This is a genomic window from Enterobacter sp. A103, assembly GCF_034427535.1.
Taxonomy (GTDB): Bacteria; Pseudomonadota; Gammaproteobacteria; order Enterobacterales; family Enterobacteriaceae; genus Enterobacter; species Enterobacter asburiae_B.
Map to the genome: position 1 here is coordinate 37,441 of NZ_JAXQPQ010000005.1, position 23,752 is coordinate 61,192.

Below are 23,752 nucleotides of genomic sequence, written 5' to 3' on the forward strand. Positions count from 1 at the left end.
GGTTGATGTGAAAACGCTAACAAGAAAAATCTCCCGCACTGCCATCACAATGGCGCTGGTTATCCTCGCCTTCATCGCTATTTTCCGCGCCTGGGTTTATTACACCGAATCACCGTGGACGCGTGATGCACGCTTCAGCGCCGATGTGGTGGCAATAGCCCCTGACGTGGCCGGCCTTATCACGGCGGTCAACGTCCACGATAACCAGCTGGTGAAAAAAGATCAGGTCCTGTTCACCATCGACCAGCCTCGTTACCAGAAAGCGCTGGAAGAGGCGGAAGCGGACGTGGCCTATTACCAGGCGCTGGCTGCGGAGAAACGCCGCGAGGCAGGCCGTCGTAATCAGCTGGGCGTTCAGGCAATGTCCCGCGAAGAGATTGACCAGTCCAACAACGTGCTGCAAACCGTGCTGCACCAGCTGGCGAAAGCGCAGGCAACGCGCGATCTGGCGAAGCTCGATCTCGAGCGCACCGTGATCCGCGCGCCATCCGATGGCTGGGTGACCAACCTCAACGTCTATGCCGGGGAATTCATTACCCGTGGCTCTACCGCCGTGGCGCTGGTTAAACAGAACTCCTTCTACGTGCTCGCCTATATGGAAGAGACCAAGCTGGAAGGCGTGCGCCCGGGTTATCGGGCTGAAATTACGCCGCTCGGCAGCAACCGCGTCTTTAAAGGCACCGTCGACAGCGTTGCCGCAGGGGTGACTAACTCCAGCAGCTCTAACGATGCCAAAGGGATGGCGACGGTCGATTCCAACCTGGAGTGGGTGCGTCTGGCCCAGCGCGTGCCGGTACGTATTCATCTGGATGAACAGCAGGGAAATCTGTGGCCTGCGGGTACCACGGCGACGGTGGTGATCACCGGTGAAAAGGACCGGGATGCCAGCCAGGACTCGTTCTTCCGTAAAATTGCCCACCGCCTTCGCGAGTTTGGTTAATCGCCATGGGTATCTTTTCCATCGCCAGCCAGCACATTCGCTTCGCCGTGAAGCTGGCGTGCGCCATCGTGCTGGCGCTGTTTGTTGGCTTTCACTTCCAGCTTGAAACCCCTCGCTGGGCAGTGCTGACGGCTGCGATTGTTGCAGCGGGCCCGGCCTTTGCCGCGGGCGGTGAGCCCTATTCTGGCGCGATCCGCTATCGCGGGATGCTGCGTATCATCGGGACGTTTATCGGCTGTTTCGCGGCGCTGACCATTATTATTTTGATGATCCGCACCCCGCTGCTGATGCTGATGGTGTGCTGTATCTGGGCGGGTTTCTGCACCTGGCTCTCGTCTCTGGTGAAAGTGGAGAACTCCTACGCCTGGGGACTGGCGGGCTATACCGCGCTGATTATTGTCATCACTATCCAAAGTGAACCGCTGCTCGCCCCGCAGTTTGCGGTTGAGCGCTGCAGCGAGATTGTGATTGGTATTGTCAGCGCGATCGTCGCTGACCTGCTTTTCTCCCCGCGCTCCATCAAGCAGGAAGTCGACCGTGAGCTCGACGCGCTGATTGTTGCCCAGTATCAGCTGATGCAGCTGTGCATTAAGCATGGCGACAGCGAAGAGGTGGATAAAGCCTGGAGCGGGCTGGTACGTCGTACGCAGGCGCTGGAAGGAATGCGCAGCAACCTTAATATGGAGTCGTCGCGCTGGGCCCGCGCGAATCGTCGCCTGAAAGCCCTCAACACCGTCTCTCTGACGCTGATTACCCAGGCCTGTGAAACCTATCTGATTCAGAACACCCGGCCGGAAGTTGTCACCGATACGTTCCGCGAACTGTTTGCCGAGCCGGTGGAAACCGTACAGGACGTGCATAAGCAGCTTAAGCGCATGCGCCGGGTGATTGCCTGGACCGGGGAGCGCGACACGCCGGTAACCATCTACACCTGGGTCGGCGCCGCGACGCGCTATCTGCTTCTGAAGCGCGGCGTGATCGGTAACACCAAAATCAGCGCGGCGGAAGAAGAGGTGTTGCAGGGTGAAGTGGTGATCAAGGCGGAATCCGCCGAGCGCCATCACGCCATGGTCAATTTCTGGCGTACGACGCTTGCCTGCATGCTCGGCACGCTGTTCTGGCTGTGGACGGGCTGGACGTCCGGCAGCGGCGCGATGGTGATGATTGCCGTTGTGACCGCACTGGCGATGCGTCTGCCTAACCCGCGTATGGTCGCCATTGATTTCCTTTACGGCACGATTGCCGCGTTGCCGATAGGCGCGCTCTATTTCCTGGTCATCATCCCGTCGACGCAACAGAGCATGCTGCTGCTCTGTATTAGCCTGGCGGTAATGGCGTTCTTTATCGGCATTGAAGTGCAAAAGCGGCGTCTGGGATCGCTGGGGGCGCTGGCGAGTACGATTAACATCATCGTGCTCGATAACCCGATGACCTTCCATTTCAGCCAGTTCCTCGACAGCGCGTTAGGCCAGCTGGTGGGCTGCTTCCTGGCCATGATGGTGATACTGCTGGTGCGGGATAACTCGCAGGCAAGAACGGGCCGCGTGCTGCTGAACCAGTTCGTGTCGGCTGCCGTGTCGTCTTTGACAACCAATACCGCGCGCCGTAAAGAGAACCACCTGCCCGCGCTCTACCAGCAGCTGTTTTTGCTGCTGAACAAGTTCCCGGGCGATATCGCGAAGTTCCGCCTGGCGTTAACCATGATCATTGCGCACCAGCGTTTGCGTAACGCGCCCGTGCCGATCAACGATGATTTGTCGGCATACCACCGCCAGCTGCGTCGTACCGCCGATCACGTGCTTTCTGCCAGCAGCGATGACAAACGGCGTCGCTACTTTACGCAGCTGCTTGAAGAGCTCGATACCTATCAGGAAAAGCTCAAGCACTGGGAGGCGCCGCCTCAGGTGACCGAGCCGGTAGGACGGCTGGTGTTTATGCTGCATCGCTACCAGAATGCCCTCACGGATAACTGACTGAAGTAAAAAAACCGACGCCAAAAGCGTCGGTTTTTTTGTGGCTATACTTATTCCAGCACGTTCTTACATTTCAGAAAGGGAGAACACATGACGACCCAGGCGCTTCAGGACCACATCCTTTTTCAGACCGGTTATCTGGTCAACGGAATCTGGAAAACGCTGGATACAACCTTTGATGTGCTGAATCCCGCGACCGGCGAGGTCATTGCTAAAGTCGCAAAAGCGGGTAAAGCGCAAACCGAAGACGCTATTGCAGCGGCTACCCAGGCCTTCCCGGCATGGCGTGCCAAAACCGCGAAAGAACGCTCGGCGATTCTCTACCGCTGGTACGAACTGATTATTGAGAATAAAAGCTGGCTCGGGCGGTTGATGACCACAGAACAGGGCAAACCCCTGAAAGAAGCGGAGGGAGAAGTCGAGTACGCCGCCAGCTTTATCCAGTGGTTTGCCGAAGAGGCCAAGCGCGCGAACGGTGAAATTATTCCGCCGATAAAACCCGGCTCACGCATTCTGGCGACCCGTGAACCTATTGGCGTGGTCGCGGCGATTACGCCGTGGAACTTCCCGATGGCCATGCTCACCCGCAAGTTAGGCCCGGCGCTGGCAGCAGGATGCACCGGGGTCATTAAACCGGCCAACAACACGCCGCTCAGCGCGTTTGCGCTGCTTACGCTGGCGAAACAGGCCGGTGTGCCCGACGGTGTTCTCAACGCCGTCGCCGGGAATACGCATGAAATCAGCGATGCGATCATGGCAAGCCGCGACGTGCGTAAAATCTCCTTTACCGGCTCAACCTCCGTCGGCAAAACGCTGGTGCGTAACGCCGCAGAAACCATGAAAAAAGTCTCGATGGAGCTGGGGGGAAATGCCCCGTATATCGTTTTTGAGGATGCGGACATCGACGCAGCGGTTAAGGGCGCGATCGCCAACAAGTTCCGCAATGCCGGGCAGGTCTGCGTCAGCGTGAACCGTTTTTATATTCAGGAAACCGTCTACGACAAATTTGTGAATAAACTCGCCGATGCGGTGAATGCGCTGAAGGTAGGTAATGGTCTTGAGGAGGGGGTGGTCGTCGGGCCGCTGATTGAACCTTCGGCGGTCAACAAGGTGCGTGAGCATGTCGACGACGCCGTTGTCCGGGGCGCAACCGTACTGGCTGGGGGTAAGCCTCATCCGCTTGGCGGAAATTTCTGGATGCCAACCGTGCTGGGCGACTGCCATGAAGGCATGAAGCTGGCAGAAGAAGAGACGTTTGGCCCGGTGGCGGCGTGCTTCCGTTTCACCTCGGAAGATGAAGTCATCCAACGCGCCAACAACACGCCCTATGGGCTGGCGGCTTACTTCTACACCCAGAATCTCTCACGGGTCTTCCGCGTTTCACAGGCCATCGAGAGCGGGATGATCGGCATCAACGAGTGCGCCGTCTCCACGGAGCTTGGGCCCTTTGGCGGCGTAAAAGAGTCAGGCCTTGGACGAGAGGGCTCCGTGCTGGGGCTGGAAGAGTATCTGGAAGTTAAAACCCTGCATATTGGGGGATTATAATAGACAGGGCGGCATCTGCCGCTCGCCTGGACTGGGTGGCTGGCAATGAAAACCTATACGTTTGATTTTGACGAGATCGACAGTCAGGAAGACTTCTACCGTGAATTTATCCGGGCGTTTGATCTTGAACGGGAAAGCGTGACGAATCTGGATACGCTGTGGGACGTGGTCACCGGCAGTCAGTTGCCGCTACCGCTGGAAATTGAGTTCATCCATTTGCCCGATAAGCTGCGAAGACGTTTTGGCGCGCTGATCTTGCTGTTCGATGAAGCGGAAGAAGAGCTTGAAGGGCAGCTGCGCTTTAACGCGCGGCATTGAATGAAAAAAGCCCCTGACCATAAGGCCAGGGGCAAGTCGTATGATGAGATACGACGAGGGTTTATTTATACAGTTCTGCCGTTGCATGCCAGTGGTCACCCTGATTCAGTTCGGTGACGCGATAGCTGCTGGCGCCTGCTTTTTCAGCTTTGGCGGCAAGTTCGTGACGAATATCCATCGGTGAACCGGTGACAGACGTTACGGAGACGCTGCCCATACGCTGTAGATTTTGTGCCTGGTCGGCATTTACCTGCTGTACGGTTGCGCTCGCGCCGAAAGAGAGAACGGATGCCAGACCGAGGGTTGCGATGATCAATTTGGTTTTCATAGTCTTTACTCCTGAATAGGGTTTTTACTCAACGGCGAGAAGGGTTGAACCGCTATTTTTATGCCTGGTGCCGTTGAGTGGAGATTTACGTCTTCAGTTATTACTAAAACTTATTTGTACAGCTCAGCGGTGGCGTGCCAGTGGTCACCGGAACGCGCTTCGATGATGCGATAGGATGACGCACCCTGTTCTTCCGCTTTTTTGTTCAGCATCTCATGCATGTCCATTGGCGATGTACCGACCGCACCGACAGAAACCGTACCGATGGCCTGACGGGATTGCGCCTGGTCAGCATTGATAGAGTCAGCTGCGAAAGCACCGAATGACAGGACGGACAGGACGCTGAGCGCCGCTACAGTTGATTTGATTTTCATGATTTTTACCTCGTCGAATTTTTTAGTGGGGTCTTGTTTCGTGACCCTCATCACAAAATCAAGTATACACTAATAACGGTAAAAATTAATACCAGACTAATGGTTTCTATTGTTATTACGTGTTAACCAGTCTGTTTTTTATAACCAAATCGCATAATATTGGGCGTTTTTTGTTCATTTTAGTTGGTTATATCTAATAAAATCATATGGATATCAGCTTTTGATTTTTTGTGCGATTTTTTGATTTAGCATTCACCAGATGAATGTTAATAGGTGGTAAAAAGCACTATTTGTCAAAGTGAAGGGCAGTAGAAAAAAGGGGGAAACGCAGCAGAAGCAGAACGATCCCCGCAGCGGCGCTACGGGGAGAGGGGATTAGAGTTCCTGTTCGAACAGTACCAGAATGGCTTCGTGGAGATCTTTCACGGAGAAACCGCTAGCCGGTGTGGTAAAGATGGTGTCATCACCGGCGATAGTCCCGAGGATACCTTCCGTTTTACCCAGCGAGTCCAGCATGCGGGCAATGAGCTGCGCGGCACCCGGGCTTGTGTGGATCACCACGACGGCGTCGTTATGATCGATATCCAGAACCAGGTTTTTGAGCGGGCTGGAGGTGGTCGGCACGCCAAGTTCTGCCGGCAGGCAATAGACCATCTCCATCTTGGCGTTACGCGTACGCACCGCGCCAAATTTCGTTAACATGCGGGAGACTTTCGACTGGTTGATGTTATCGAAGCCTTGTTCCTGCAGCGCCTGAACAATTTCTCCCTGAGAACTGAATTTCTCTTCTTTGAGTAGCGCCTTAAACGCCTTTACTAATTCTTCTTGCTTAGACGAGCTTCGCATAAGTCACCCGGAATATGACGATAGAAACAACATTATTATGCATGTGGATGAATTTTTATGCAAATTATCTACTCAGCGCTAGGCTGAAATAATGTTATGAAAGGGAGTGATTTTATCAGATTTCGTTATCAGAAAACATGCCTGGGTCACGCCGCGCAAATAAGCTTAAAAGTAAATTAAATGTTATCAAAATGATGTTGTTTTGGTGGCGGGGCAGGGTGTATTGTAACCACCTCTTAATGCGTTGCCCTCTGTCGTCAGATAGTCTTCTGGTGAGAGATAAAGTCGCGTGACCTCAAATTCTTTAGCTACGAAAATTGTAATTATTTACTTGCTGAATTATGGTCGCCGCAACGGATTTACAGATACTTAAGTTAACCATAATAAGGAGTTTAGGATGAAAGTCGCAGTCCTCGGCGCTGCTGGTGGTATCGGCCAGGCGCTTGCCCTACTACTGAAAACCCAACTGCCTTCAGGCTCAGAACTCTCCCTGTACGATATTGCTCCGGTAACCCCAGGTGTGGCGGTTGACCTGAGCCACATCCCGACTGCTGTAAAAATCAAAGGCTTCTCCGGTGAAGATGCACGTCCTGCGCTGCAGGGTGCCGACGTGGTGCTGATTTCTGCAGGCGTGGCGCGTAAGCCAGGCATGGATCGTTCAGACCTGTTCAACGTCAACGCGGGCATCGTGAAAAACCTGGTGCAGCAGATTGCAGAAATCTGCCCGAAAGCATGCATCGGGATCATCACTAACCCGGTGAACACCACCGTGGCTATCGCGGCAGAAGTGCTGAAGAAAGCGGGTGTTTACGACAAAAACAAACTGTTCGGCGTAACCACGCTGGATATCATCCGTTCCAACACCTTTGTTGCTGAGCTGAAAGGCAAGCAGCCAACAGAAGTGGAAGTACCGGTAATCGGCGGTCACTCTGGCGTCACCATCCTGCCTCTGCTGTCGCAGATCCCAGGCGTGAGCTTCACCGAGCAGGAAGTGGCTGACCTGACTAAACGCATCCAGAACGCGGGCACCGAAGTGGTGGAAGCGAAGGCGGGTGGCGGTTCTGCAACCCTGTCTATGGGCCAGGCGGCTGCGCGTTTTGGTCTGTCACTGGTTCGCGCTCTGCAGGGCGAGAAAGGCGTTGTTGAATGCGCTTACGTTGAAGGCGATGGCGAACACGCTCGCTTCTTCTCTCAGCCGCTGCTGCTGGGTAAAAACGGTATCGAAGAGCGTAAATCCATTGGTACGCTGAGCGCGTTTGAACAACACGCGATGGAAGGCATGCTGGATACGCTGAAGAAAGATATCACCCTGGGCGAAGAGTTCGTTAACAAGTAAAACGAACCGTCTCCCGGTAAAAAAAACGGAGCTTATCGCTCCGTTTTTTTATGCCTGTCAGTTAGTGGCCGGGTATTCCTGAATCGTCACGTGCAGCGTCAGTTTCTTATCGTTGCGCATGACCTCAACAGGGATGATAGAACCCGGGCGAATTTCTGCAACCTGATCCATCGTCTCCAGCGCAGAGACCGCTGGCGTGCCGTTGACCGACACAATGACATCGTTTACCTGAATTCCCGCGTTAGCCGCCGGACCACCCGGTGCCACCTCGTTAACCACGATGCCCTGAATCTGATCGATACCGCCGCCCTGGGTATGCATCGGCGCAATTTCGCGCCCGCCGATACCGATATAGCCGCGGATCACGCGTCCGTCGCGGATCAGTTTATCCATAATTTTGGTCGCCAGCTGGAACGGAATGGCAAAGCCGATTCCTTCCGGCGTCTCACCGTCGTTACTTTTATCGAACGAGAGGGTATTTATACCCATCAGCTCGCCCAGCGAGTTGACCAGCGCCCCGCCGGAGTTACCGTGGTTGATGGAGGCATCGGTTTGCAGGAAGTTCTGCCGCCCGGAGGGGTTCAAACCGATACGACCGGTCGCGCTGATAATCCCCTGGGTGATGGTCTGGCCCAGGTTGTAAGGGTTACCGATAGCCAATACGACGTCACCAATATGCGGGGTACGTTTACGGTTGATCGGGATGACCGGCAAACCGCCCGTGGCATTAATTTTCAGAACGGCCAGGTCGGTCAGACTGTCAGAGCCAACGAGTAACGCCTCAAACACGCGGCCATCCTGCAGGGCGACGATGATCTGGTCGGCATCGTTAATCACGTGCTTGTTGGTAATAATGTAGCCGCGCTCGTCCATGATCACGCCGGAGCCGAGGGTACGGATCTCCAGCTGGTTATGGGCTGAGGTATTCAGACCACGGTTATAGACGTTAACCACGGCAGGTGCGGCACGGCGGACGGCCTGGTTATAGGTGGCCGGCGTTTCATCCGTGCTATCGAACTGGGGAGCCGACAGTTTATTGAACTGACGTAAAGACGGCAGCGCCAGCAGCAGCAGGCCAGCGACAATCAAACCGATGACAGTAGAACGTAAGAGCTTTAAAAGCATGATGCGCGTGTCGTTAAAAAAGGAACGATTTGCAGCATAACATGAGTTATCCGGACATCACACGCAGCGGTGATGTCCGGGTCGCAAATGCTTAGCGCAACAGAATATAGATGGACTCATTGCCACGCATGACCTGCAGGGCAATAACCGCTGGTTTGCTTTCCAGCACCTTGCGCAGTTCGGCAATAGACTGCACGCGGTTGCGGTTTACACCGATAATCACGTCATCCTGATGCAATCCGGCCTGTGCGGCAGGGCTGCTCTTCTCGACGGTGTCGATGCTAATACCTTTCGTACCGTCCTTCAGCTGCCCGTCGCTCAACGTAGCCCCCTGTAGCGCCGGGGCGATAAGCTCCGCGCTGGCCGAGGAAGAGGTGCTCTTATCCAGCGTCACTTCAACGTCAAGCGGCTTACCGTCACGTATCAGGCCCAGCTTCACTTTGGCGCCTGGTTCCGTTGTGGCAATCCGCGAACGCAGTTCTGCAAAGCTATTCAGCGGTTTGTCGTTCAGGCTGACGATCACATCTCCCGATTTCACGCCCGCTTTTGCCGAGCCGGAGTTTGGCAGCACTTCACTGACAAACGCCCCGCGCTGTACGTTGATATTGAACGCTTTTGCGATATCCGCGCTCATCTCCATACCTTTAATACCCAGCAGCCCGCGTTTGATTTCACCGAACTGGATCAGCTGCTGCGCCAGGGTTTTGGCCATATTGCTGGGGATAGCAAAACCGATCCCGATGCTGCCGCCGCCCGGGGCCAGAATCGCCGTGTTAATCCCAATCAGCTCGCCGTTAAGGTTGAGCAATGCTCCGCCGGAGTTACCACGGTTGATTGAGGCATCGGTCTGGATAAAGTTTTCCAGCCCTTCCAGATTGAGGCCGCTGCGCCCGAGCGCCGAGACGATCCCGGAGGTGGCGGTCTGACCTAAGCCAAAGGGGTTGCCTACGGCGACGGCAAAATCGCCGACGCGCAGTTTGTCGGAATCCGCGATGGCAATCTGGGTCAGGTTGCTCGGATTTTGCACCTGCAGCAGCGCGATGTCGCTCTGGTCATCGCCGCCGATCAGTTTGGCATCAAATTCACGGCCATCGTTCAGCTGGACGCTGATCTTATCGGCCTGGCTGATGACATGGTTGTTGGTCAGGATATAGCCTTTTGCCGCATCAATAATGACGCCAGAACCCAGGCCTTCAAAAGGCTGAGCCTGCTGGTCGGGAGACTGATCGCCAAAATATTTTTTCAGTTCTTCAGGGACGCGTTGGCTTTGTACTGCGGTGCCCTCAACCTGAACGCTGACGACCGCCGGCAACACTTTTTCCAGCATAGGCGCGAGGCTTGGAATGGCCGCCTGGCCAGGCACCTGGGAGGGAATGGCGGCAAATACAGGGACGGACGCCGAGAGAGATAACCCGACACTTAACGCGATAGCGCTCAACAGCTGGTTTTTTTTCTTCATCGATGTTGACTCTCGTAACCTGGAATAAAGGAAAAACGGCCCTAAAACACGTTGATGTTATTGAATTTTAAACCGCTGAACAATGAGGTGTTTAACTAAATGATAGCTGGGGTCATCAGGAAAGGACGGGCGCAATCGCTGCGCCCGTAAAATATATTCAGGTTGTGCGATTAATCGCGTTTTACACCGCCGCGCAGCAGGCCGGACGCGCCATCGGAATAGTCGCGAGGCATCTGAACGGGCGCCTGATCGTTACCGGCTTCAGAGTCAGCCAGACGGTTGCGGAACGGGTTGGTTTCCGCGGTCATTTCCGGCAGCAGGCTGCTGGAGCTTTTTGCCATATGTTGGTACAGCTGACGATAGTCGGTTGCCATGTTGTCCAGCAGCTCGGCGCTACGGGCAAAATGGCTGACCAGCTCTTCGCGATACTCTTCCAGCTCGGCTTTGTTCTTTTCCAGTTCGTACTGCAGTGACTGCTGCTGACGCAATTTGCGATTACCGAAACGCATGGCCACAGCACCAATGACGATGCCGACGACTAAACCGATTAGCGCATATTCCCAGGTCATGAACTTCTCCCGTTGTCTTGTTGTTCCGTAGGGTGTTGGCTCGGCTCCTGCCTGTGCCTGATAATGCCACTATAACCGCTATTTCTGCAGAAGTGGAATCCTGACGTATCATCGCGTAGTGTAGAACGGCCTTTTTTTCATCAGTCACGTCTGCTGGTGAGCGTTAATTGAAGGAATAACAATAAGATTATGCAAAACCTGTCCCCTGCATCGCGATATCAACTGGCCCTTAACGAGGGCACTCATCAGCCTGATGACGTTCAACGTGAGGCGGTAAACCGCCTGGAGATGATTTACCAGGAGCTCACGGCAAAACCCGCTGAAGTCGAACAGAACGGTGGGCTAAAGGCGGCATTTGGGCGGTTGCTCGGTAAAAAAGCGCCACAGGCTCACGCGCCGGTGCGCGGTTTATATATGTGGGGCGGGGTTGGTCGCGGAAAAACCTGGCTGATGGACCTGTTTTATATGAGCCTGCCTGGCGCACGTAAGCAGCGTCTGCACTTCCATCGTTTTATGCTGCGGGTGCATGAAGAGCTGACCGCACTGCAGGGCAAAAGCGATCCGCTGGAGATTGTGGCCGACAGGTTCAAGGCGGAAACGGACGTGCTCTGCTTCGATGAATTTTTTGTGTCTGACATCACCGATGCCATGCTGCTAGGCGGCCTGATGAAAGCGCTATTTGCCCGCGGGATCACGCTGGTGGCCACGTCGAATATCCCGCCGGATGAGCTCTATCGTAACGGCCTGCAGCGGGCACGCTTCCTGCCCGCCATCGATGCCATCAAGCAGCACTGCGACATCATGAACGTCGATGCCGGTGTTGATTATCGTCTGCGCACATTGACCCAGGCTCACCTGTGGCTTTCGCCGTTAAATGCCGATACCACCCGCGAGATGGATACACTCTGGCTGGCGCTGGCGGGAGCAAAACGCGAGCACGCCCCGGAACTCGAGATTAACCATCGCCCGCTGCCCACACTCGGCGTCGAAAACCAAACGCTGGCGGTCTCCTTTACGACGCTCTGCGTGGATGCCCGCAGCCAGCACGACTACATTGCGCTTTCGCGTCTGTTCCACACCGTGATGGTGCTGGACGTGCCGGTGATGACGCGGCTGATGGAGAGCGAAGCACGGCGCTTTATTGCGCTGGTGGACGAGTTTTATGAGCGCCACGTCAAGCTGGTGGTCAGCGCCGAGGTACCTTTATATGAGATTTACCAGGGCGAGCGGCTGAAGTTTGAGTTCCAGCGCTGCCTGTCGCGCCTGCAGGAGATGCAAAGCGAGGAATACCTGAAGCTGGAGCATATGCCATAAATGCCACCCTCTCCCGTGGAGAGGGGCTGGGGGTGAGGGCACCAGACCGCACATCACTCACCCCCGAAAAACCCATTCCAAAACGCATTTAAGGGTCGATCTTTGACCTCAACTTCTCTATAATCTTGCGACCCCACGTTACGAGAAGGTTTTTTTCCCAAAACTTTCTATGTGTCGGCATGTGCTATTCGAAGGGGTAGGTTTGCCGGACTTTGTCGTGTGAGCCTCAACTGACTAAACGTTTGGGTGTTCACCAACGTGTAACTTATTTATTTGGGTAAGCTTTTAATGAAAACTTTTACAGCTAAACCAGAAACCGTACAGCGCGACTGGTATGTTGTTGACGCGACCGGTAAAACTCTGGGCCGTCTGGCTACTGAACTGGCTCGTCGCCTGCGCGGTAAGCATAAAGCGGAATACACTCCGCACGTTGATACCGGTGATTACATCATCGTTCTGAACGCTGATAAAGTTGCTGTAACCGGCAACAAGCGTACTGACAAAGTGTACTATCACCACACCGGCCACATCGGTGGTATCAAAGAAGCGACCTTTGAAGAGATGATTGCCCGCCGTCCTGAGCGTGTGATTGAAATCGCGGTTAAAGGCATGCTGCCAAAAGGCCCGCTGGGTCGTGCTATGTTCCGTAAACTGAAAGTTTACGCAGGCAACGAGCACAACCACGCGGCACAGCAACCGCAAGTTCTTGACATCTAATCGGGATTATAGGCAATGGCTGAAAATCAATACTACGGCACTGGTCGCCGCAAAAGTTCCGCAGCTCGCGTTTTCATCAAACCGGGCAGTGGTAAAATCGTAATCAACCAGCGTTCTCTGGAACAATACTTCGGTCGCGAAACTGCCCGCATGGTAGTTCGCCAGCCGCTGGAACTGGTTGATATGGTAGAAAAACTGGATCTGTACATCACCGTTAAAGGTGGTGGTATCTCCGGTCAGGCAGGTGCGATCCGTCACGGTATCACCCGCGCTCTGATGGAGTACGACGAATCCCTGCGTTCTGAACTGCGTAAAGCTGGCTTCGTTACTCGTGACGCGCGTCAGGTTGAACGTAAGAAAGTGGGTCTGCGTAAAGCACGTCGTCGTCCACAGTTCTCCAAACGTTAATCCATTCTGCTTACGCAGAACGATTGGCGAAAAACCCGCTTCGGCGGGTTTTTTTATGGATAATGCGCAGGTTATCCACAATATCCATGCATATATCTTCTCTTTTTCCACATTTCCAGAATCCCCTCACCACAAAGCCATCAAAATCTGGTAAACTATCATCCAATTTTCTGCCCAAATATCGGTGAATACTCGATTTTTGTTCGTTTCTTGAACAATGTGTTTTCTCTGGGATGGGCGATACAACATCTGGCTGGCCCCTGTTGGGCTGGTAGCAGTAAAAATTCTGAATATACCTGGAGGTTTTCATGGCTGTCGCTGCCAACAAACGTTCGGTAATGACGCTGTTTTCTGGTCCTACTGACATTTATAGCCATCAGGTTCGTATCGTGCTGGCCGAGAAGGGTGTCAGTTTTGAGATCGAGCATGTGGAAAAGGATAACCCGCCTCAGGATCTGATCGATCTCAACCCGAGCCAAAGTGTACCGACGCTGGTGGATCGCGAGCTGACCCTGTGGGAATCCCGTATCATTATGGAATATCTGGATGAGCGTTTCCCGCATCCGCCACTGATGCCTGTTTACCCTGTCGCGCGTGGTGAAAGCCGCCTGTACATGCAGCGTATCGAAAAAGACTGGTACTCGCTGATGAACGTTATCGTCAGCGGTTCCGCTTCTGAAGCCGACGCTGCGCGTAAGCAGCTGCGTGAAGAGCTGCTGGCAATCGCCCCTGTGTTTGGTCAGAAACCATTCTTCCTGAGCGATGAGTTCAGCCTGGTGGATTGCTACCTGGCACCGCTGCTGTGGCGTCTGCCAACCCTGGGCGTAGAGTTCAGCGGTCCTGGCGCGAAAGAGCTGAAGGGCTACATGACTCGCGTATTTGAACGCGACTCTTTCCTGGCATCTTTAACTGAACCGGAACGTGAAATGCGTCTCGGCCGAGGCTAATGACTGTGGAAATGTCACAACTTACCCCACGCCGTCCGTATCTGCTGCGCGCCTTCTATGAATGGCTGCTGGATAACCAGCTCACGCCGCACCTGGTTGTGGATGTGACGTTGCCGGGCGTGCTGGTTCCAATGGAATACGCGCGTGACGGACAAATCGTACTGAACATTGCGCCGCGTGCGGTGGGTAACCTGGAGCTGGCAAACGATGAAGTGCGCTTCAACGCGCGTTTCGGCGGCGTGCCGCGTCAGGTTTCCGTGCCGCTGGCAGCCGTGCTGGCTATCTACGCGCGTGAAAACGGTGCGGGTACCATGTTCGAGCCGGAAGCGGCGTATGATGAAGATGTTGCCAGCCTGAATGATGACAACGCATCCGATGAGCGCGAAAGCGACACGGTGATGTCACTTATTGATGGCGATAAACCCGATCGTCATGACGACAATGACCCTGATGACGATCCGCCTCCGCGCGGTGGTCGTCCGGCTCTTCGCGTCGTGAAATAAAAACAGGCCCAATAGGGCCTGTTTTTTTTTACACTTCCAGGAAGTTCAGGATCCCGTCAGCCGCTTTACGGCCTTCGGCAATCGCCGTGACCACCAGGTCAGAGCCGCGAACGATGTCGCCACCGGCGAAGATTTTCGGGTTGCTGGTCTGGAACGCGTTATCGCTGCCTTCTGGCGCAATCACGCGGCCCTGCGAATCCAGCTCAACGCTGTGCTTCGCCAGCCATTCCATGCTGTGAGGACGGAAACCGAACGCCATCACCACGGCATCGGCCGGGATCACGTGTTCAGAACCGGCGACGATCTCGGCGCGACGACGGCCTTTCGCATCCGGTGCGCCCATCTCCGTGCGCGCCATCTTCACGCCGCTCACTTTACCGTTGGCATTCACTTCAATACCCAGAGGCTGGATGTTGAACTGGAACTCGACGCCCTCTTCACGCGCGTTTTTCACTTCGCGTTTAGAGCCCGGCATGTTCTCTTCATCACGACGATAGGCGCAGATCACGTGTGCCGCATTCTGACGAATGGAGGTACGCACGCAGTCCATCGCGGTATCACCGCCGCCCAGCACCACCACGCGTTTGCCTTCCATGCTGACGAACGGCTCATCGGCGGTTTCGCCGTAGCCCATGATCTGCTTGGTGTTGGCAATCAGGAACGGCAGCGCGTCAAACACGCCCGGCGCATCTTCGTTCTCCAGACCGCCGCGCATGGACTGATAGGTGCCCACGCCGAGGAACACGGCGTCGTAATCCTTCAGCAGGTCGTCGAGCTGCACGTCGCGGCCCACTTCCACGTTCAGTTTGAACTCAATGCCCATGCCGGTGAAGATTTCACGGCGACGGGTCATGACCTCTTTTTCCAGCTTGAAGGCAGGGATACCGAAGGTCAGCAGACCGCCGATTTCCGGATGGCGGTCAAAGACCACCGCCTTCACGCCGTTGCGGGTCAGCACGTCCGCACAGGCCAGGCCCGCCGGGCCCGCGCCGATGATTGCCACGCGCTTGTCGGTTTGCTTCACGCCGGTCATATCCGGACGCCAGCCCATCTCGAAGGCTTTATCGTTGATATAGCGCTCGATGTTGCCGATTGTCACCGCGCCGAACTCGTCGTTCAGCGTACAGGAACCTTCGCACAGACGGTCCTGAGGACACACGCGGCCGCACACTTCCGGCAGGGTGTTGGTCTGGTGAGACAGCTCGGCGGCTTCAAAAATACGTCCTTCGTTAGCCAGCTTCAGCCAGTTCGGGATGTAGTTATGTACCGGACATTTCCATTCGCAGTAAGGGTTCCCGCAGGACAGGCAGCGGTCTGCCTGTGCCTTGGCCTGGCCTTCTGAAAACGGCTCGTAGATTTCAACAAATTCAATTTTGCGGATCTTCAGCGGTTTCTTTGGCGGATCAACACGCTGCAGGTCGATAAACTGGTATACGTTCTGGCTCATCTGAATTCCTTACTGCGCCTGCACGCGCAGCTCTGCTGCGCTACGACTACGGTGACCCAACAGGGCTTTAACATCGCTGGACTTCGGCTTAACCAGCGCGAATTTCGCAGAGAACGCTGGCCAGTTCGCCAGGATCTCTTCGCCGCGCGAAGAACCGGTATGCTGCACGTGTTCGGTAATCAAACCGCGCAGGTGTTCTTCATGGATAGCCAGCGTATCAACGTCCAGCACTTCCACCAGCTCCGGGTTCACGCGTTTGCGGAACTCACCGTCTTCATCCAGGACATACGCAAAACCGCCCGTCATGCCCGCGCCGAAGTTCACGCCGGTTTTACCCAGAACGCAAACAATCCCGCCCGTCATGTATTCACAACCGTTATCGCCAATGCCTTCCACCACGGTGATAGCACCGGAGTTACGCACCGCAAAACGCTCGCCCGCACGGCCTGCTGCAAACAGACGACCGCCGGTCGCGCCGTACAGGCAGGTGTTACCGATGATGCTGGCTTCATGGCTGCGGAAGGCTGAGCCAACCGGAGGACGCACCGCCAGCAGACCGCCCGCCATGCCTTTACCGACGTAGTCGTTGGCATCGCCGGTCAGGTACAGCTCAACGCCGCCTGCGTTCCATACGCCGAAGCTCTGACCCGCGGTACCGCTGAAGTGCGCGGTAATCGGATCCGCTGCCAGCCCCTGGTCACCGTGCGTCTGCGCGATATAACCGGAGAGGGAGGCGCCCACGGAGCGGTCGGTGTTGCGGATATCGAACCAGAACGTTTTGCTCTGCTTGTCGTCCACGTACGGTTTCGCCTGCTGCAACAGCTGCGCGTTCAGCACGCCGTTATCGAACGGCGGGTTGTTCTCGGTGCAGTAGACCGCTTTGCCAGGGTGCGGCTGCGCGGTTTCCAGCAGCTTGCTCAGCTCCAGCTTCTGCTGCTTCGCGGTGAAGCCTTCCAGCTCTTTCAGCAGGTCAGTGCGGCCAATCAGGTCCACCAGACGCTTCACGCCCAGCTGCGCCATCAGCTCGCGGGTTTCGCGGGCGATGAAGTCAAAGTAGTTGGTCACTTTGAACGGCAGACCGTGATAGTGGTTCTTACGCAGCTTCTCGTCCTGGGTAGCCACGCCGGTTGCGCAGTTGTTCAGGTGGCAAATACGCAGGTATTTACAGCCGAGCGCAACCATTGGGCCGGTACCGAAGCCGAAGCTTTCCGCGCCGAGGATCGCCGCTTTAATGATGTCGAGGCCCGTTTTCAGGCCACCGTCCACCTGCAGACGGATCTTGTGACGCAGGCCGTTCGCCACCAGCGCCTGCTGGGTTTCCACCAGGCCAAGTTCCCACGGACAGCCCGCATATTTCACGGAGGAGAGCGGGCTGGCGCCGGTACCGCCGTCATAGCCGGCGATGGTGATGAGGTCCGCATAGGCTTTCGCCACGCCGGTCGCGATGGTGCCGACGCCCGGTTCGGAAACCAGCTTCACGGAGATCATCGCCTTCGGGTTGACCTGCTTCAGGTCGAAAATCAGCTGCGCTAAGTCCTCGATAGAGTAGATATCGTGGTGCGGCGGCGGGGAGATCAGCGTCACGCCCGGCACGGAATAGCGCAGTTTGGCGATGTACGGGGTAACTTTATCACCCGGCAGCTGACCGCCTTCGCCCGGTTTAGCACCCTGAGCGACTTTAATCTGGATCACGTCGGCGTTGACCAGGTACGCAGGCGTTACGCCAAAGCGACCGGATGCCACCTGCTTGATACGGGACACTTTGTTGGTGCCGTAACGCGCCGGATCTTCACCGCCTTCGCCGGAGTTGGAGTTGCCGCCGATGCTGTTCATGGCTTCCGCCAGCGCTTCGTGGGCTTCCGGGCTCAGCGCGCCGATGGACATCGCCGCGGTATCAAAGCGTTTGAACAGCTCGGATGCAGGCTCAACCTCGTCAATGCTGACCGCTTCATCACCCGGGTTCAGGGCAATGAGGTCGCGCAGCGTTGCCGCCGGACGGTTGTTTACCAGCTCAGCGTACTGCTGGTAATCGCTGTATTCACCGCTCTGAACCGCCTGCTGCAGCGTGCGCACCACGTCCGGGTTGTAGGCATGATACTCGCCGCCGTGAACGTATTTCAGCAGACCGCCCTGATCCAGCGGCTTACGTGCCAGCCATGCGCGTTTGGACAGGTTCACCAGGTCCTGCTGGAAGTCAGCAAAACCGGCGCCGCCGATGCGGCTGACCACGCCCTGGAAGCAGAGGTTGGCGACCTCGTCATGCAGGCCGACCGCTTCAAACAGCTTCGAACAGCGGTAGGAGGCAATGGTCGAGATGCCCATTTTGGACATGATCTTGTACAGGCCTTTGTTGATGCCGTTACGGTAGTTCAGCATCACCGCGCGGTAATCTTTATCGATCGCGCGGGTATCCACCAGGCGTGCCAGCGTTTCGTAGGCCAGGTACGGGTAGATCGCCGTCGCGCCGAAGCCTAACAGCACGGCAAAGTGGTGCGGGTCGCGGGCGCTTGCGGTTTCAACAATGATGTTGGCGTCGCAGCGCAGGCTCTTGTCAACCAGACGCGTCTGGATAGCGCCGACTGCCATCGGGGCAGGTACCGGCAGACGGTTTTTCGCGATATTGCGGTCGGACAGCACCAGCAGAACGGTACCGTTACGCACCATCTGTTCGGCTTTGTCACACAGCGCATTCACCGTCTCTTCGAGGCTCGCTTCGGTCACGTCGAAGGTAATATCGAGCGTGTCGGCGCGGTAGTGCTCCTCTTTCATGGTGGTGAGCTGTTTGAAATCGGAGTACAGCAGGATCGGTGATTTAAAGGTCAGACGGTGCGCCTGGCCTTCGGCTTCGCAGAAGACGTTCATCTCGCGACCGATGCTGGTAGCCAGCGACATCACGTGCGCTTCGCGCAGCGGGTCGATCGGCGGGTTGGTCACCTGCGCAAACTGCTGGCGGAAGTAGTCGTAAATGATGCGCGGCTGGCTGGAGAGTACGGCAAACGGGGTGTCATCACCCATGGAGCCGACCGCTTCCTGGCCGTTTTCACCGAGCACGCGAATAACGGAGTCCAGCTCTTCTGCGCTGTAGTTAAACTGTTTCTGGAAGCTTGCAAGCGTATCGTCGTCCAGTTCGCGGCGACCCACTTCTTCATCCGATAAATCTTCGAACGGCACGAGGCGACGGACGTTCTTCTCCATCCACTCTTTGTACGGATGGCGGCTTTTCAGATCGTGATCGGTTTCGGCAGAGTGCAGAATGCGCCCACCGCGGGTGTCGATAACCATCAGCTCGCCCGGACCGACGCGGCCCTTCTCGACCACTTCGTCAGGCTGGTAATCCCAGATGCCGACTTCAGAGGCGCAGGTGATGAGCTTGTCTTTGGTGATGACGTAGCGCGCCGGACGCAGACCGTTACGGTCCAGGTTACAGGCGGCGAAGCGGCCGTCGGACATGACGATGCCCGCCGGGCCGTCCCACGGCTCCATGTGCATGGAGTTAAAGTCGAAGAACGCGCGCAGCTCAGGGTCCATATCCGGGTTGTTCTGCCAGGCCGGTGGCACGAGCAGACGCATGGCGCGCACGATGTCCATCCCGCCCGCCAGCAGCAGTTCCAGCATGTTATCCATGGAGCTGGAGTCAGAGCCGGTTTCGTTCACGAACGGCGCGGCATCGTGCAGATCGGGGATCAGTGGCGTCTGGAATTTATAGGTACGGGCGCGGGCCCACTGGCGGTTACCGGTGATAGTGTTGATCTCGCCGTTGTGCGCCAGGTAGCGGAACGGCTGAGCCAGCGGCCAGCGTGGAACGGTGTTGGTGGAGAAGCGCTGGTGGAACAGGCAAATGGCCGATTCCAGACGCAGGTCCGCCAGGTCCAGGTAGAAGCGCGGCAGGTCAGCCGGCATACACAGACCCTTATAGATGTTCACCAGGTTAGAGAGGCTACAGACGTAGAATTCTTTATCGTCCTGGAGACGTTTTTCAATGCGGCGGCGGGCGATAAACAGACGGCGTTCCATATCACGCGGACGCCAGCCCGCAGGCGCGTTGACGAAAATTTGTTCAATACGAGGCAGCGAGGAGAGGGCGATTTCACCGAGCACCCCTTCGTTGGTTGGCACATTGCGCCAGCCGACAATCGACAGGGTTTCACGCTGAAGTTCTTCTTCGACGATGCGGCGTGAGGCGGCAGCCTTTTCAGGATCCTGATTCAGGAACAGCATGCCGACAGCGTAGTTTTTGGCTAAACGCCAGCCGCGCTCTTCCGCCACGATGCGGAAGAAACGATCCGGTTTTTGCAGCAGCAGGCCGCAACCGTCGCCGGTTTTACCATCGGCAAGAATAGCGCCACGGTGCTGCATTCGGGCCAGTGCGTGAATAGCAGTACGCACTACCTTGTGGCTAGGTTCGCCTTCTATGTGGGCGATCAGGCCGAAACCACAGTTATCCTTCTCAAGGGATTTATCGTACAACATATCAGTGAACCTCCCCAGGCTCGTCGGGCTTCCCACTGAACTTTACCGTGGCGCACAGGCACAGAAAGAGCGTGGCGACGGGGTTTGCGTTTCATACGCGGACCTCGCATTCGCCCTCTTTTTCATCCTTTCGCGCAGGTAAACAAGTTTGAGGACTTGCTTCAGAGGGAATCTCAATTACTGCATAAATATGATGAGCAGGCCGCTCATCCAGAAAGCTTCCAGCGGATTTCCAACTTATCGGGAATTGGTACACAGGTCAAATGGCAATCTTATTTATACAAAAATGTGCTAAAGAGCGTTTATGTCTTTGAAAGTAAATGTTATTTAACTATTTTTACATTGAATGTATGCCTGGCAGGACGCAGCGGAGTGTGATCTGACTCACTATATGAAAGCGGTATTATCAATGCAGCGTGCTGAATAGCAGTTTTATAGCAGAATAATAATCTGGTATCGGATGCAAACCCGCATAAACCCACTGTTTTTCAGTGGTGGCGCTATAAATGAAAAAAACAATCAGAACATAAGGAAAAGTAATCACGAATGGCGTGAATGAAATTGCAGTAATCCTGAGTATTTATTCATATAGATAAAGGCCGTCCGGGACGATTGATCCAGGTCATCGCCGACAGAGGCTAAAAGTGGCAGGCTTGTCCCCTTTCTCCGGGACGGTCTATCAGATTATGCAGTTACAGAAATTAGTCAATATGTTTGGTGGGGATCTTTTGCAGCGGTACGGGCAAAAGGTTCATAAGCTGACGCTGCACGGCGGGTTTAGCTGCCCGAATCGCGATGGCACCATCGGGCGCGGCGGCTGCACCTTCTGTAACGTTGCGTCCTTTGCTGACGAAGCCCAGCAGCATAAATCTATCGCTGAACAGCTTGCCCATCAGGCGAGCCTGGTGAACCGCGCGAAGCAATATCTGGCCTATTTTCAGGCCTACACCAGCACGTGGGCGGAGGTGCAGGTGCTGAGCTCTATGTATCAGCAGGCCGTCAGCCAGGCTAACATCGTTGGGCTGTGCGTGGGGACGCGCCCGGACTGCGTACCGGACGCGGTGCTGGACCTGCTCAGCGAGTACAAAGAACAAGGCTACGAGATCTGGCTGGAGCTGGGCTTGCAGACCGCGCACGACAAAACCCTGCACCGTATTAACCGTGGCCATGATTTCGCCTGCTACCAGCGCACCACGCGCCTGGCCCGAGAGCGCGGGCTGAAGGTCTGCTCGCATCTGATTGTCGGCTTGCCGGGTGAAGGGCAGCAGCACGGCCTGGAGACGCTGGAAAAGGTGGTTGAGACCGGCGTGGACGGCATTAAGCTGCACCCGCTGCATATCGTTACGGGCAGCATTATGGCGAAAGCCTGGGAAGCCGGACGGTTAAGCGGTATTGAGCTTGAGGACTATACGGTGACGGCGGGGGAGATGATTCGCCACACCCCGCCGGAAATTGTCTACCATCGCATCTCGGCCAGCGCCCGCCGTCCAACGCTTCTGGCACCGCTATGGTGTGAGAACCGCTGGACGGGGATGGTGGAAATCGACCGCTATCTGCAGGAGAACGGTGTGCAGGGTTCAGCGCTTGGCCGCCCGTGGGTTCCCCGTCTACCGGCGACGGCCACCTAACAGACTTCCCAGCATGCCGCGCACTATCTGATTGGTGACCTGCCGCGCCGCGCTTTTCGCCATGGTCTGTACCACGCCGTCGCGCTTGCCGCCGCGCGGCCCGGTGCTGCCGAACAGGATGTCTTTGAGCCCCCCGAGAATACCGTCATCCACGGCGACGGACTGTCCTTTAGCGGCAGGCGCATCCTGCGACTCCGTTGTCGCCTGCACCCCTTTTTGCAGCATCTCGAACGCGGACTCGCGATCCACCTCGTCTTCGTATTTCCCGTAAACCGGAGAGTGGTTAATCAGGCCGTTACGTTCATCGTCGGTAACGGGCCCCATGCGCGAGCAGGGCGCGATCACCATGGCGCGTTCCACCACGGACGGGCTGCCCTTCGCATCCAGGAACGAGATCAGCGCTTCACCGGTGCCTAACGCCTGAATCGCCGCTTCGGTATCAAAGGCTGGATTGGCGCGCATGGTTTGCGCGGCGGCTTTCACCGCTTTCTGATCCTTCGGCGTAAAGGCGCGCAGGGCGTGCTGCACGCGGTTACCGAGCTGGCCGAGAACGTTATCCGGAATGTCCGACGGGTTTTGCGAGACAAACCAGACGCCAACGCCTTTGGAGCGGATCAGGCGAATGACCTGTTCAATCTTATCCAGCAATACCTGCGGCGCGTCGTTAAACAGCAGGTGCGCTTCGTCAAAGAAGAAGACCAGCTTCGGTTTTTCCAGATCGCCCGCTTCGGGTAACTGTTCGTACAGTTCGGAGAGCATCCACAGCAGGCTGGCGGCGTAGAGCTTTGGCATCTGGTAGAGCTTCTCGGAGCTCAGAATGTTGATGATGCCTTTGCCGCTGCTGTCGGTGCGCATCCAGTCTTTGATATCCAGCATCGGCTCGCCGAAGAAGTGCTCTGCGCCCTGTTGCTCCAGCGTCAGTAACCCGCGTTGAATGGCACCCACCGAGGCGCTGCTGATATTGCCGTACTGGTTCTGGAAGGATTTGGCGTTATCGCCGATGTACTGAGTAATGGCGCGCAGATCTTTGAAATCAAGCAGCAGCAGCCCCTGATCGTCGGCAATGCGGAAGATAATATTCAGCACGCCGGACTGCACGTCGTTGAGATTAAGCAGACGGGCCAGCAGCAGCGGGCCGAGATCGGAGACGGTGGCGCGCACCGGGTGGCCTTTCTCACCAAAGATATCCCACACTACTACCGGATTGTTATGCGGCGTCCAGTCCGTAATGCCAATATTCTTCAGCCGTTCGAGCAGTTTTTCAGAGGCCGTTCCTTCCTGAGCCACACCGGTTAAATCGCCTTTCACGTCAGCCATAAAGACCGGTACGCCAATCTCCGAAAGCGACTCCGCCAGCTTTTGCAGGGTGACGGTTTTCCCCGTCCCGGTCGCTCCGGTGATCAGACCGTGGCGGTTCGCCATCGCGGGCAGTAAATACAGCTCTTTTTCCAGCGTCCTGGCAATTAACAATGGTGTACTCATGATGCGCTTCCTCTCTTTGTCCT

The 23,752-nt window shown here is 56.0% G+C and carries 20 protein-coding genes; 11 read left to right on the top strand and 9 right to left on the bottom strand.

Annotation, left to right across the window (positions count from 1 at the left end; all coding sequences use genetic code 11):
• The first annotated feature begins 7 nt into the window (after nucleotides 1-7).
• The 4 genes from aaeA (at nucleotide 8) to SPH27_RS14860 (ending at nucleotide 4,776) form a co-directional block, all read left to right on the top strand.
• A complete protein-coding gene (gene aaeA / locus SPH27_RS14845; protein WP_023309394.1) occupies nucleotides 8-940 on the top strand; it encodes a p-hydroxybenzoic acid efflux pump subunit AaeA in 933 nt (310 codons plus the stop codon).
• Between the two features lie 5 nt (nucleotides 941-945).
• Nucleotides 946-2,913 (top strand): p-hydroxybenzoic acid efflux pump subunit AaeB, encoded by a 1,968-nt coding sequence (gene aaeB / locus SPH27_RS14850; RefSeq protein ID WP_112778135.1) that lies wholly within the window; start codon nucleotides 946-948, stop codon nucleotides 2,911-2,913.
• A gap of 90 nt (nucleotides 2,914-3,003) precedes the next feature.
• Nucleotides 3,004-4,458 carry an NAD-dependent succinate-semialdehyde dehydrogenase gene (locus SPH27_RS14855; RefSeq protein WP_182071502.1) on the top strand — a complete coding sequence of 485 codons (1,455 nt, stop codon included), beginning with the start codon at nucleotides 3,004-3,006 and terminating at the stop codon, nucleotides 4,456-4,458.
• A 45-nt stretch (nucleotides 4,459-4,503) separates the two neighbouring features.
• Nucleotides 4,504-4,776 (top strand): barstar family protein, encoded by a 273-nt coding sequence (locus SPH27_RS14860; protein ID WP_023309391.1) that lies wholly within the window; start codon nucleotides 4,504-4,506, stop codon nucleotides 4,774-4,776.
• A 61-nt stretch (nucleotides 4,777-4,837) separates the two neighbouring features.
• On the opposite strand, the gene yhcN (SPH27_RS14865) is transcribed toward SPH27_RS14860, so the two are convergent.
• The 3 genes from yhcN (SPH27_RS14865) to argR form a co-directional block, all read right to left on the bottom strand.
• Nucleotides 4,838-5,104 (bottom strand): peroxide/acid stress response protein YhcN, encoded by a 267-nt coding sequence (yhcN, locus tag SPH27_RS14865; protein ID WP_182071503.1) that lies wholly within the window; start codon nucleotides 5,102-5,104, stop codon nucleotides 4,838-4,840.
• A 110-nt stretch (nucleotides 5,105-5,214) separates the two neighbouring features.
• A complete protein-coding gene (gene yhcN / locus SPH27_RS14870; RefSeq protein ID WP_023309389.1) occupies nucleotides 5,215-5,478 on the bottom strand; it encodes a peroxide/acid stress response protein YhcN in 264 nt (87 codons plus the stop codon).
• 375 nt (nucleotides 5,479-5,853) lie between these two features.
• A complete protein-coding gene (gene argR / locus SPH27_RS14875; RefSeq protein WP_023309388.1) occupies nucleotides 5,854-6,324 on the bottom strand; it encodes a transcriptional regulator ArgR in 471 nt (156 codons plus the stop codon).
• A 397-nt stretch (nucleotides 6,325-6,721) separates the two neighbouring features.
• Here argR and mdh point away from each other — a divergent pair, with 397 nt between their 5' ends.
• Nucleotides 6,722-7,660 (top strand): malate dehydrogenase, encoded by a 939-nt coding sequence (mdh, locus tag SPH27_RS14880; RefSeq protein WP_023309387.1) that lies wholly within the window; start codon nucleotides 6,722-6,724, stop codon nucleotides 7,658-7,660.
• Between the two features lie 57 nt (nucleotides 7,661-7,717).
• Here mdh and degS read toward each other — a convergent pair whose 3' ends face one another.
• The 3 genes from degS to zapG all read right to left on the bottom strand — a co-directional run bounded on the left by degS (nucleotide 7,718) and on the right by zapG (nucleotide 10,813).
• Nucleotides 7,718-8,785, bottom strand: a complete 1,068-nt coding sequence (gene degS, locus SPH27_RS14885; protein WP_023309386.1) for an outer membrane-stress sensor serine endopeptidase DegS — start codon at nucleotides 8,783-8,785, stop codon at nucleotides 7,718-7,720.
• A 91-nt stretch (nucleotides 8,786-8,876) separates the two neighbouring features.
• Nucleotides 8,877-10,244 carry a serine endoprotease DegQ gene (degQ, locus tag SPH27_RS14890; RefSeq protein WP_182071504.1) on the bottom strand — a complete coding sequence of 456 codons (1,368 nt, stop codon included), beginning with the start codon at nucleotides 10,242-10,244 and terminating at the stop codon, nucleotides 8,877-8,879.
• A gap of 170 nt (nucleotides 10,245-10,414) precedes the next feature.
• Entirely contained in the window at nucleotides 10,415-10,813 is a 399-nt protein-coding gene (gene zapG / locus SPH27_RS14895) for a Z-ring associated protein ZapG (protein WP_008502832.1), read from the bottom strand.
• A 189-nt stretch (nucleotides 10,814-11,002) separates the two neighbouring features.
• On the opposite strand from zapG, the gene zapE reads away from it, so the two are divergent.
• The 5 genes from zapE (at nucleotide 11,003) to sspB (ending at nucleotide 14,702) form a co-directional block, all read left to right on the top strand.
• The gene (zapE, locus tag SPH27_RS14900; RefSeq protein WP_181593943.1) at nucleotides 11,003-12,127 is read left to right on the top strand and encodes a cell division protein ZapE; all 1,125 of its coding nucleotides are present in this window, start codon (nucleotides 11,003-11,005) and stop codon (nucleotides 12,125-12,127) included.
• Nucleotides 12,128-12,415: 288 nt separating this feature from the next.
• A complete protein-coding gene (gene rplM / locus SPH27_RS14905; protein WP_006178824.1) occupies nucleotides 12,416-12,844 on the top strand; it encodes a 50S ribosomal protein L13 in 429 nt (142 codons plus the stop codon).
• A gap of 15 nt (nucleotides 12,845-12,859) precedes the next feature.
• A complete protein-coding gene (rpsI, locus tag SPH27_RS14910) occupies nucleotides 12,860-13,252 on the top strand; it encodes a 30S ribosomal protein S9 (RefSeq protein ID WP_003860436.1) in 393 nt (130 codons plus the stop codon).
• A 308-nt stretch (nucleotides 13,253-13,560) separates the two neighbouring features.
• On the top strand, nucleotides 13,561-14,199 hold the full coding sequence (sspA, locus tag SPH27_RS14915; protein WP_023333624.1) for a stringent starvation protein SspA: 639 nt from the start codon (nucleotides 13,561-13,563) through the stop codon (nucleotides 14,197-14,199).
• 5 nt (nucleotides 14,200-14,204) lie between these two features.
• Nucleotides 14,205-14,702 carry a ClpXP protease specificity-enhancing factor gene (sspB, locus tag SPH27_RS14920; RefSeq protein WP_029740078.1) on the top strand — a complete coding sequence of 166 codons (498 nt, stop codon included), beginning with the start codon at nucleotides 14,205-14,207 and terminating at the stop codon, nucleotides 14,700-14,702.
• A gap of 28 nt (nucleotides 14,703-14,730) precedes the next feature.
• On the opposite strand, the gene gltD is transcribed toward sspB, so the two are convergent.
• Together gltD and gltB are read right to left on the bottom strand one after the other, a co-directional pair.
• Entirely contained in the window at nucleotides 14,731-16,149 is a 1,419-nt protein-coding gene (gene gltD, locus SPH27_RS14925) for a glutamate synthase subunit GltD (RefSeq protein WP_121424788.1), read from the bottom strand.
• A gap of 9 nt (nucleotides 16,150-16,158) precedes the next feature.
• The gene (gene gltB, locus SPH27_RS14930) at nucleotides 16,159-20,619 is read right to left on the bottom strand and encodes a glutamate synthase large subunit (protein ID WP_064673375.1); all 4,461 of its coding nucleotides are present in this window, start codon (nucleotides 20,617-20,619) and stop codon (nucleotides 16,159-16,161) included.
• A gap of 686 nt (nucleotides 20,620-21,305) precedes the next feature.
• Here gltB and SPH27_RS14935 point away from each other — a divergent pair.
• Nucleotides 21,306-22,247, top strand: a complete 942-nt coding sequence (locus tag SPH27_RS14935; protein WP_182071505.1) for a TIGR01212 family radical SAM protein — start codon at nucleotides 21,306-21,308, stop codon at nucleotides 22,245-22,247.
• On the opposite strand, the gene SPH27_RS14940 is transcribed toward SPH27_RS14935, so the two are convergent.
• The gene (locus SPH27_RS14940) at nucleotides 22,227-23,729 is read right to left on the bottom strand and encodes a helicase HerA-like C-terminal domain-containing protein (protein ID WP_023309371.1); all 1,503 of its coding nucleotides are present in this window, start codon (nucleotides 23,727-23,729) and stop codon (nucleotides 22,227-22,229) included. The two genes, SPH27_RS14935 and SPH27_RS14940, sit on opposite strands and share 21 nt — an antisense overlap.
• Nucleotides 23,730-23,752 lie beyond the last annotated feature (23 nt).

Coding starts and splice junctions, on each gene's coding strand:
- zapG (WP_008502832.1), bottom strand. CDS start 10,813: ATGACCTGGGAATATGCGCTAATCGGTTTAGTCGTCGGCATCGTCATT.
- zapE (WP_181593943.1), top strand. CDS start 11,003: ATGCAAAACCTGTCCCCTGCATCGCGATATCAACTGGCCCTTAACGAG.
- SPH27_RS14855 (WP_182071502.1), top strand. CDS start 3,004: ATGACGACCCAGGCGCTTCAGGACCACATCCTTTTTCAGACCGGTTAT.
- gltB (WP_064673375.1), bottom strand. CDS start 20,619: ATGTTGTACGATAAATCCCTTGAGAAGGATAACTGTGGTTTCGGCCTG.
- yhcN (WP_182071503.1), bottom strand. CDS start 5,104: ATGAAAACCAAATTGATCATCGCAACCCTCGGTCTGGCATCCGTTCTC.
- argR (WP_023309388.1), bottom strand. CDS start 6,324: ATGCGAAGCTCGTCTAAGCAAGAAGAATTAGTAAAGGCGTTTAAGGCG.
- yhcN (WP_023309389.1), bottom strand. CDS start 5,478: ATGAAAATCAAATCAACTGTAGCGGCGCTCAGCGTCCTGTCCGTCCTG.
- aaeB (WP_112778135.1), top strand. CDS start 946: ATGGGTATCTTTTCCATCGCCAGCCAGCACATTCGCTTCGCCGTGAAG.
- rpsI (WP_003860436.1), top strand. CDS start 12,860: ATGGCTGAAAATCAATACTACGGCACTGGTCGCCGCAAAAGTTCCGCA.
- mdh (WP_023309387.1), top strand. CDS start 6,722: ATGAAAGTCGCAGTCCTCGGCGCTGCTGGTGGTATCGGCCAGGCGCTT.
- SPH27_RS14940 (WP_023309371.1), bottom strand. CDS start 23,729: ATGAGTACACCATTGTTAATTGCCAGGACGCTGGAAAAAGAGCTGTAT.
- gltD (WP_121424788.1), bottom strand. CDS start 16,149: ATGAGCCAGAACGTATACCAGTTTATCGACCTGCAGCGTGTTGATCCG.
- rplM (WP_006178824.1), top strand. CDS start 12,416: ATGAAAACTTTTACAGCTAAACCAGAAACCGTACAGCGCGACTGGTAT.
- degS (WP_023309386.1), bottom strand. CDS start 8,785: ATGCTTTTAAAGCTCTTACGTTCTACTGTCATCGGTTTGATTGTCGCT.
- SPH27_RS14935 (WP_182071505.1), top strand. CDS start 21,306: ATGCAGTTACAGAAATTAGTCAATATGTTTGGTGGGGATCTTTTGCAG.
- sspA (WP_023333624.1), top strand. CDS start 13,561: ATGGCTGTCGCTGCCAACAAACGTTCGGTAATGACGCTGTTTTCTGGT.
- degQ (WP_182071504.1), bottom strand. CDS start 10,244: ATGAAGAAAAAAAACCAGCTGTTGAGCGCTATCGCGTTAAGTGTCGGG.
- SPH27_RS14860 (WP_023309391.1), top strand. CDS start 4,504: ATGAAAACCTATACGTTTGATTTTGACGAGATCGACAGTCAGGAAGAC.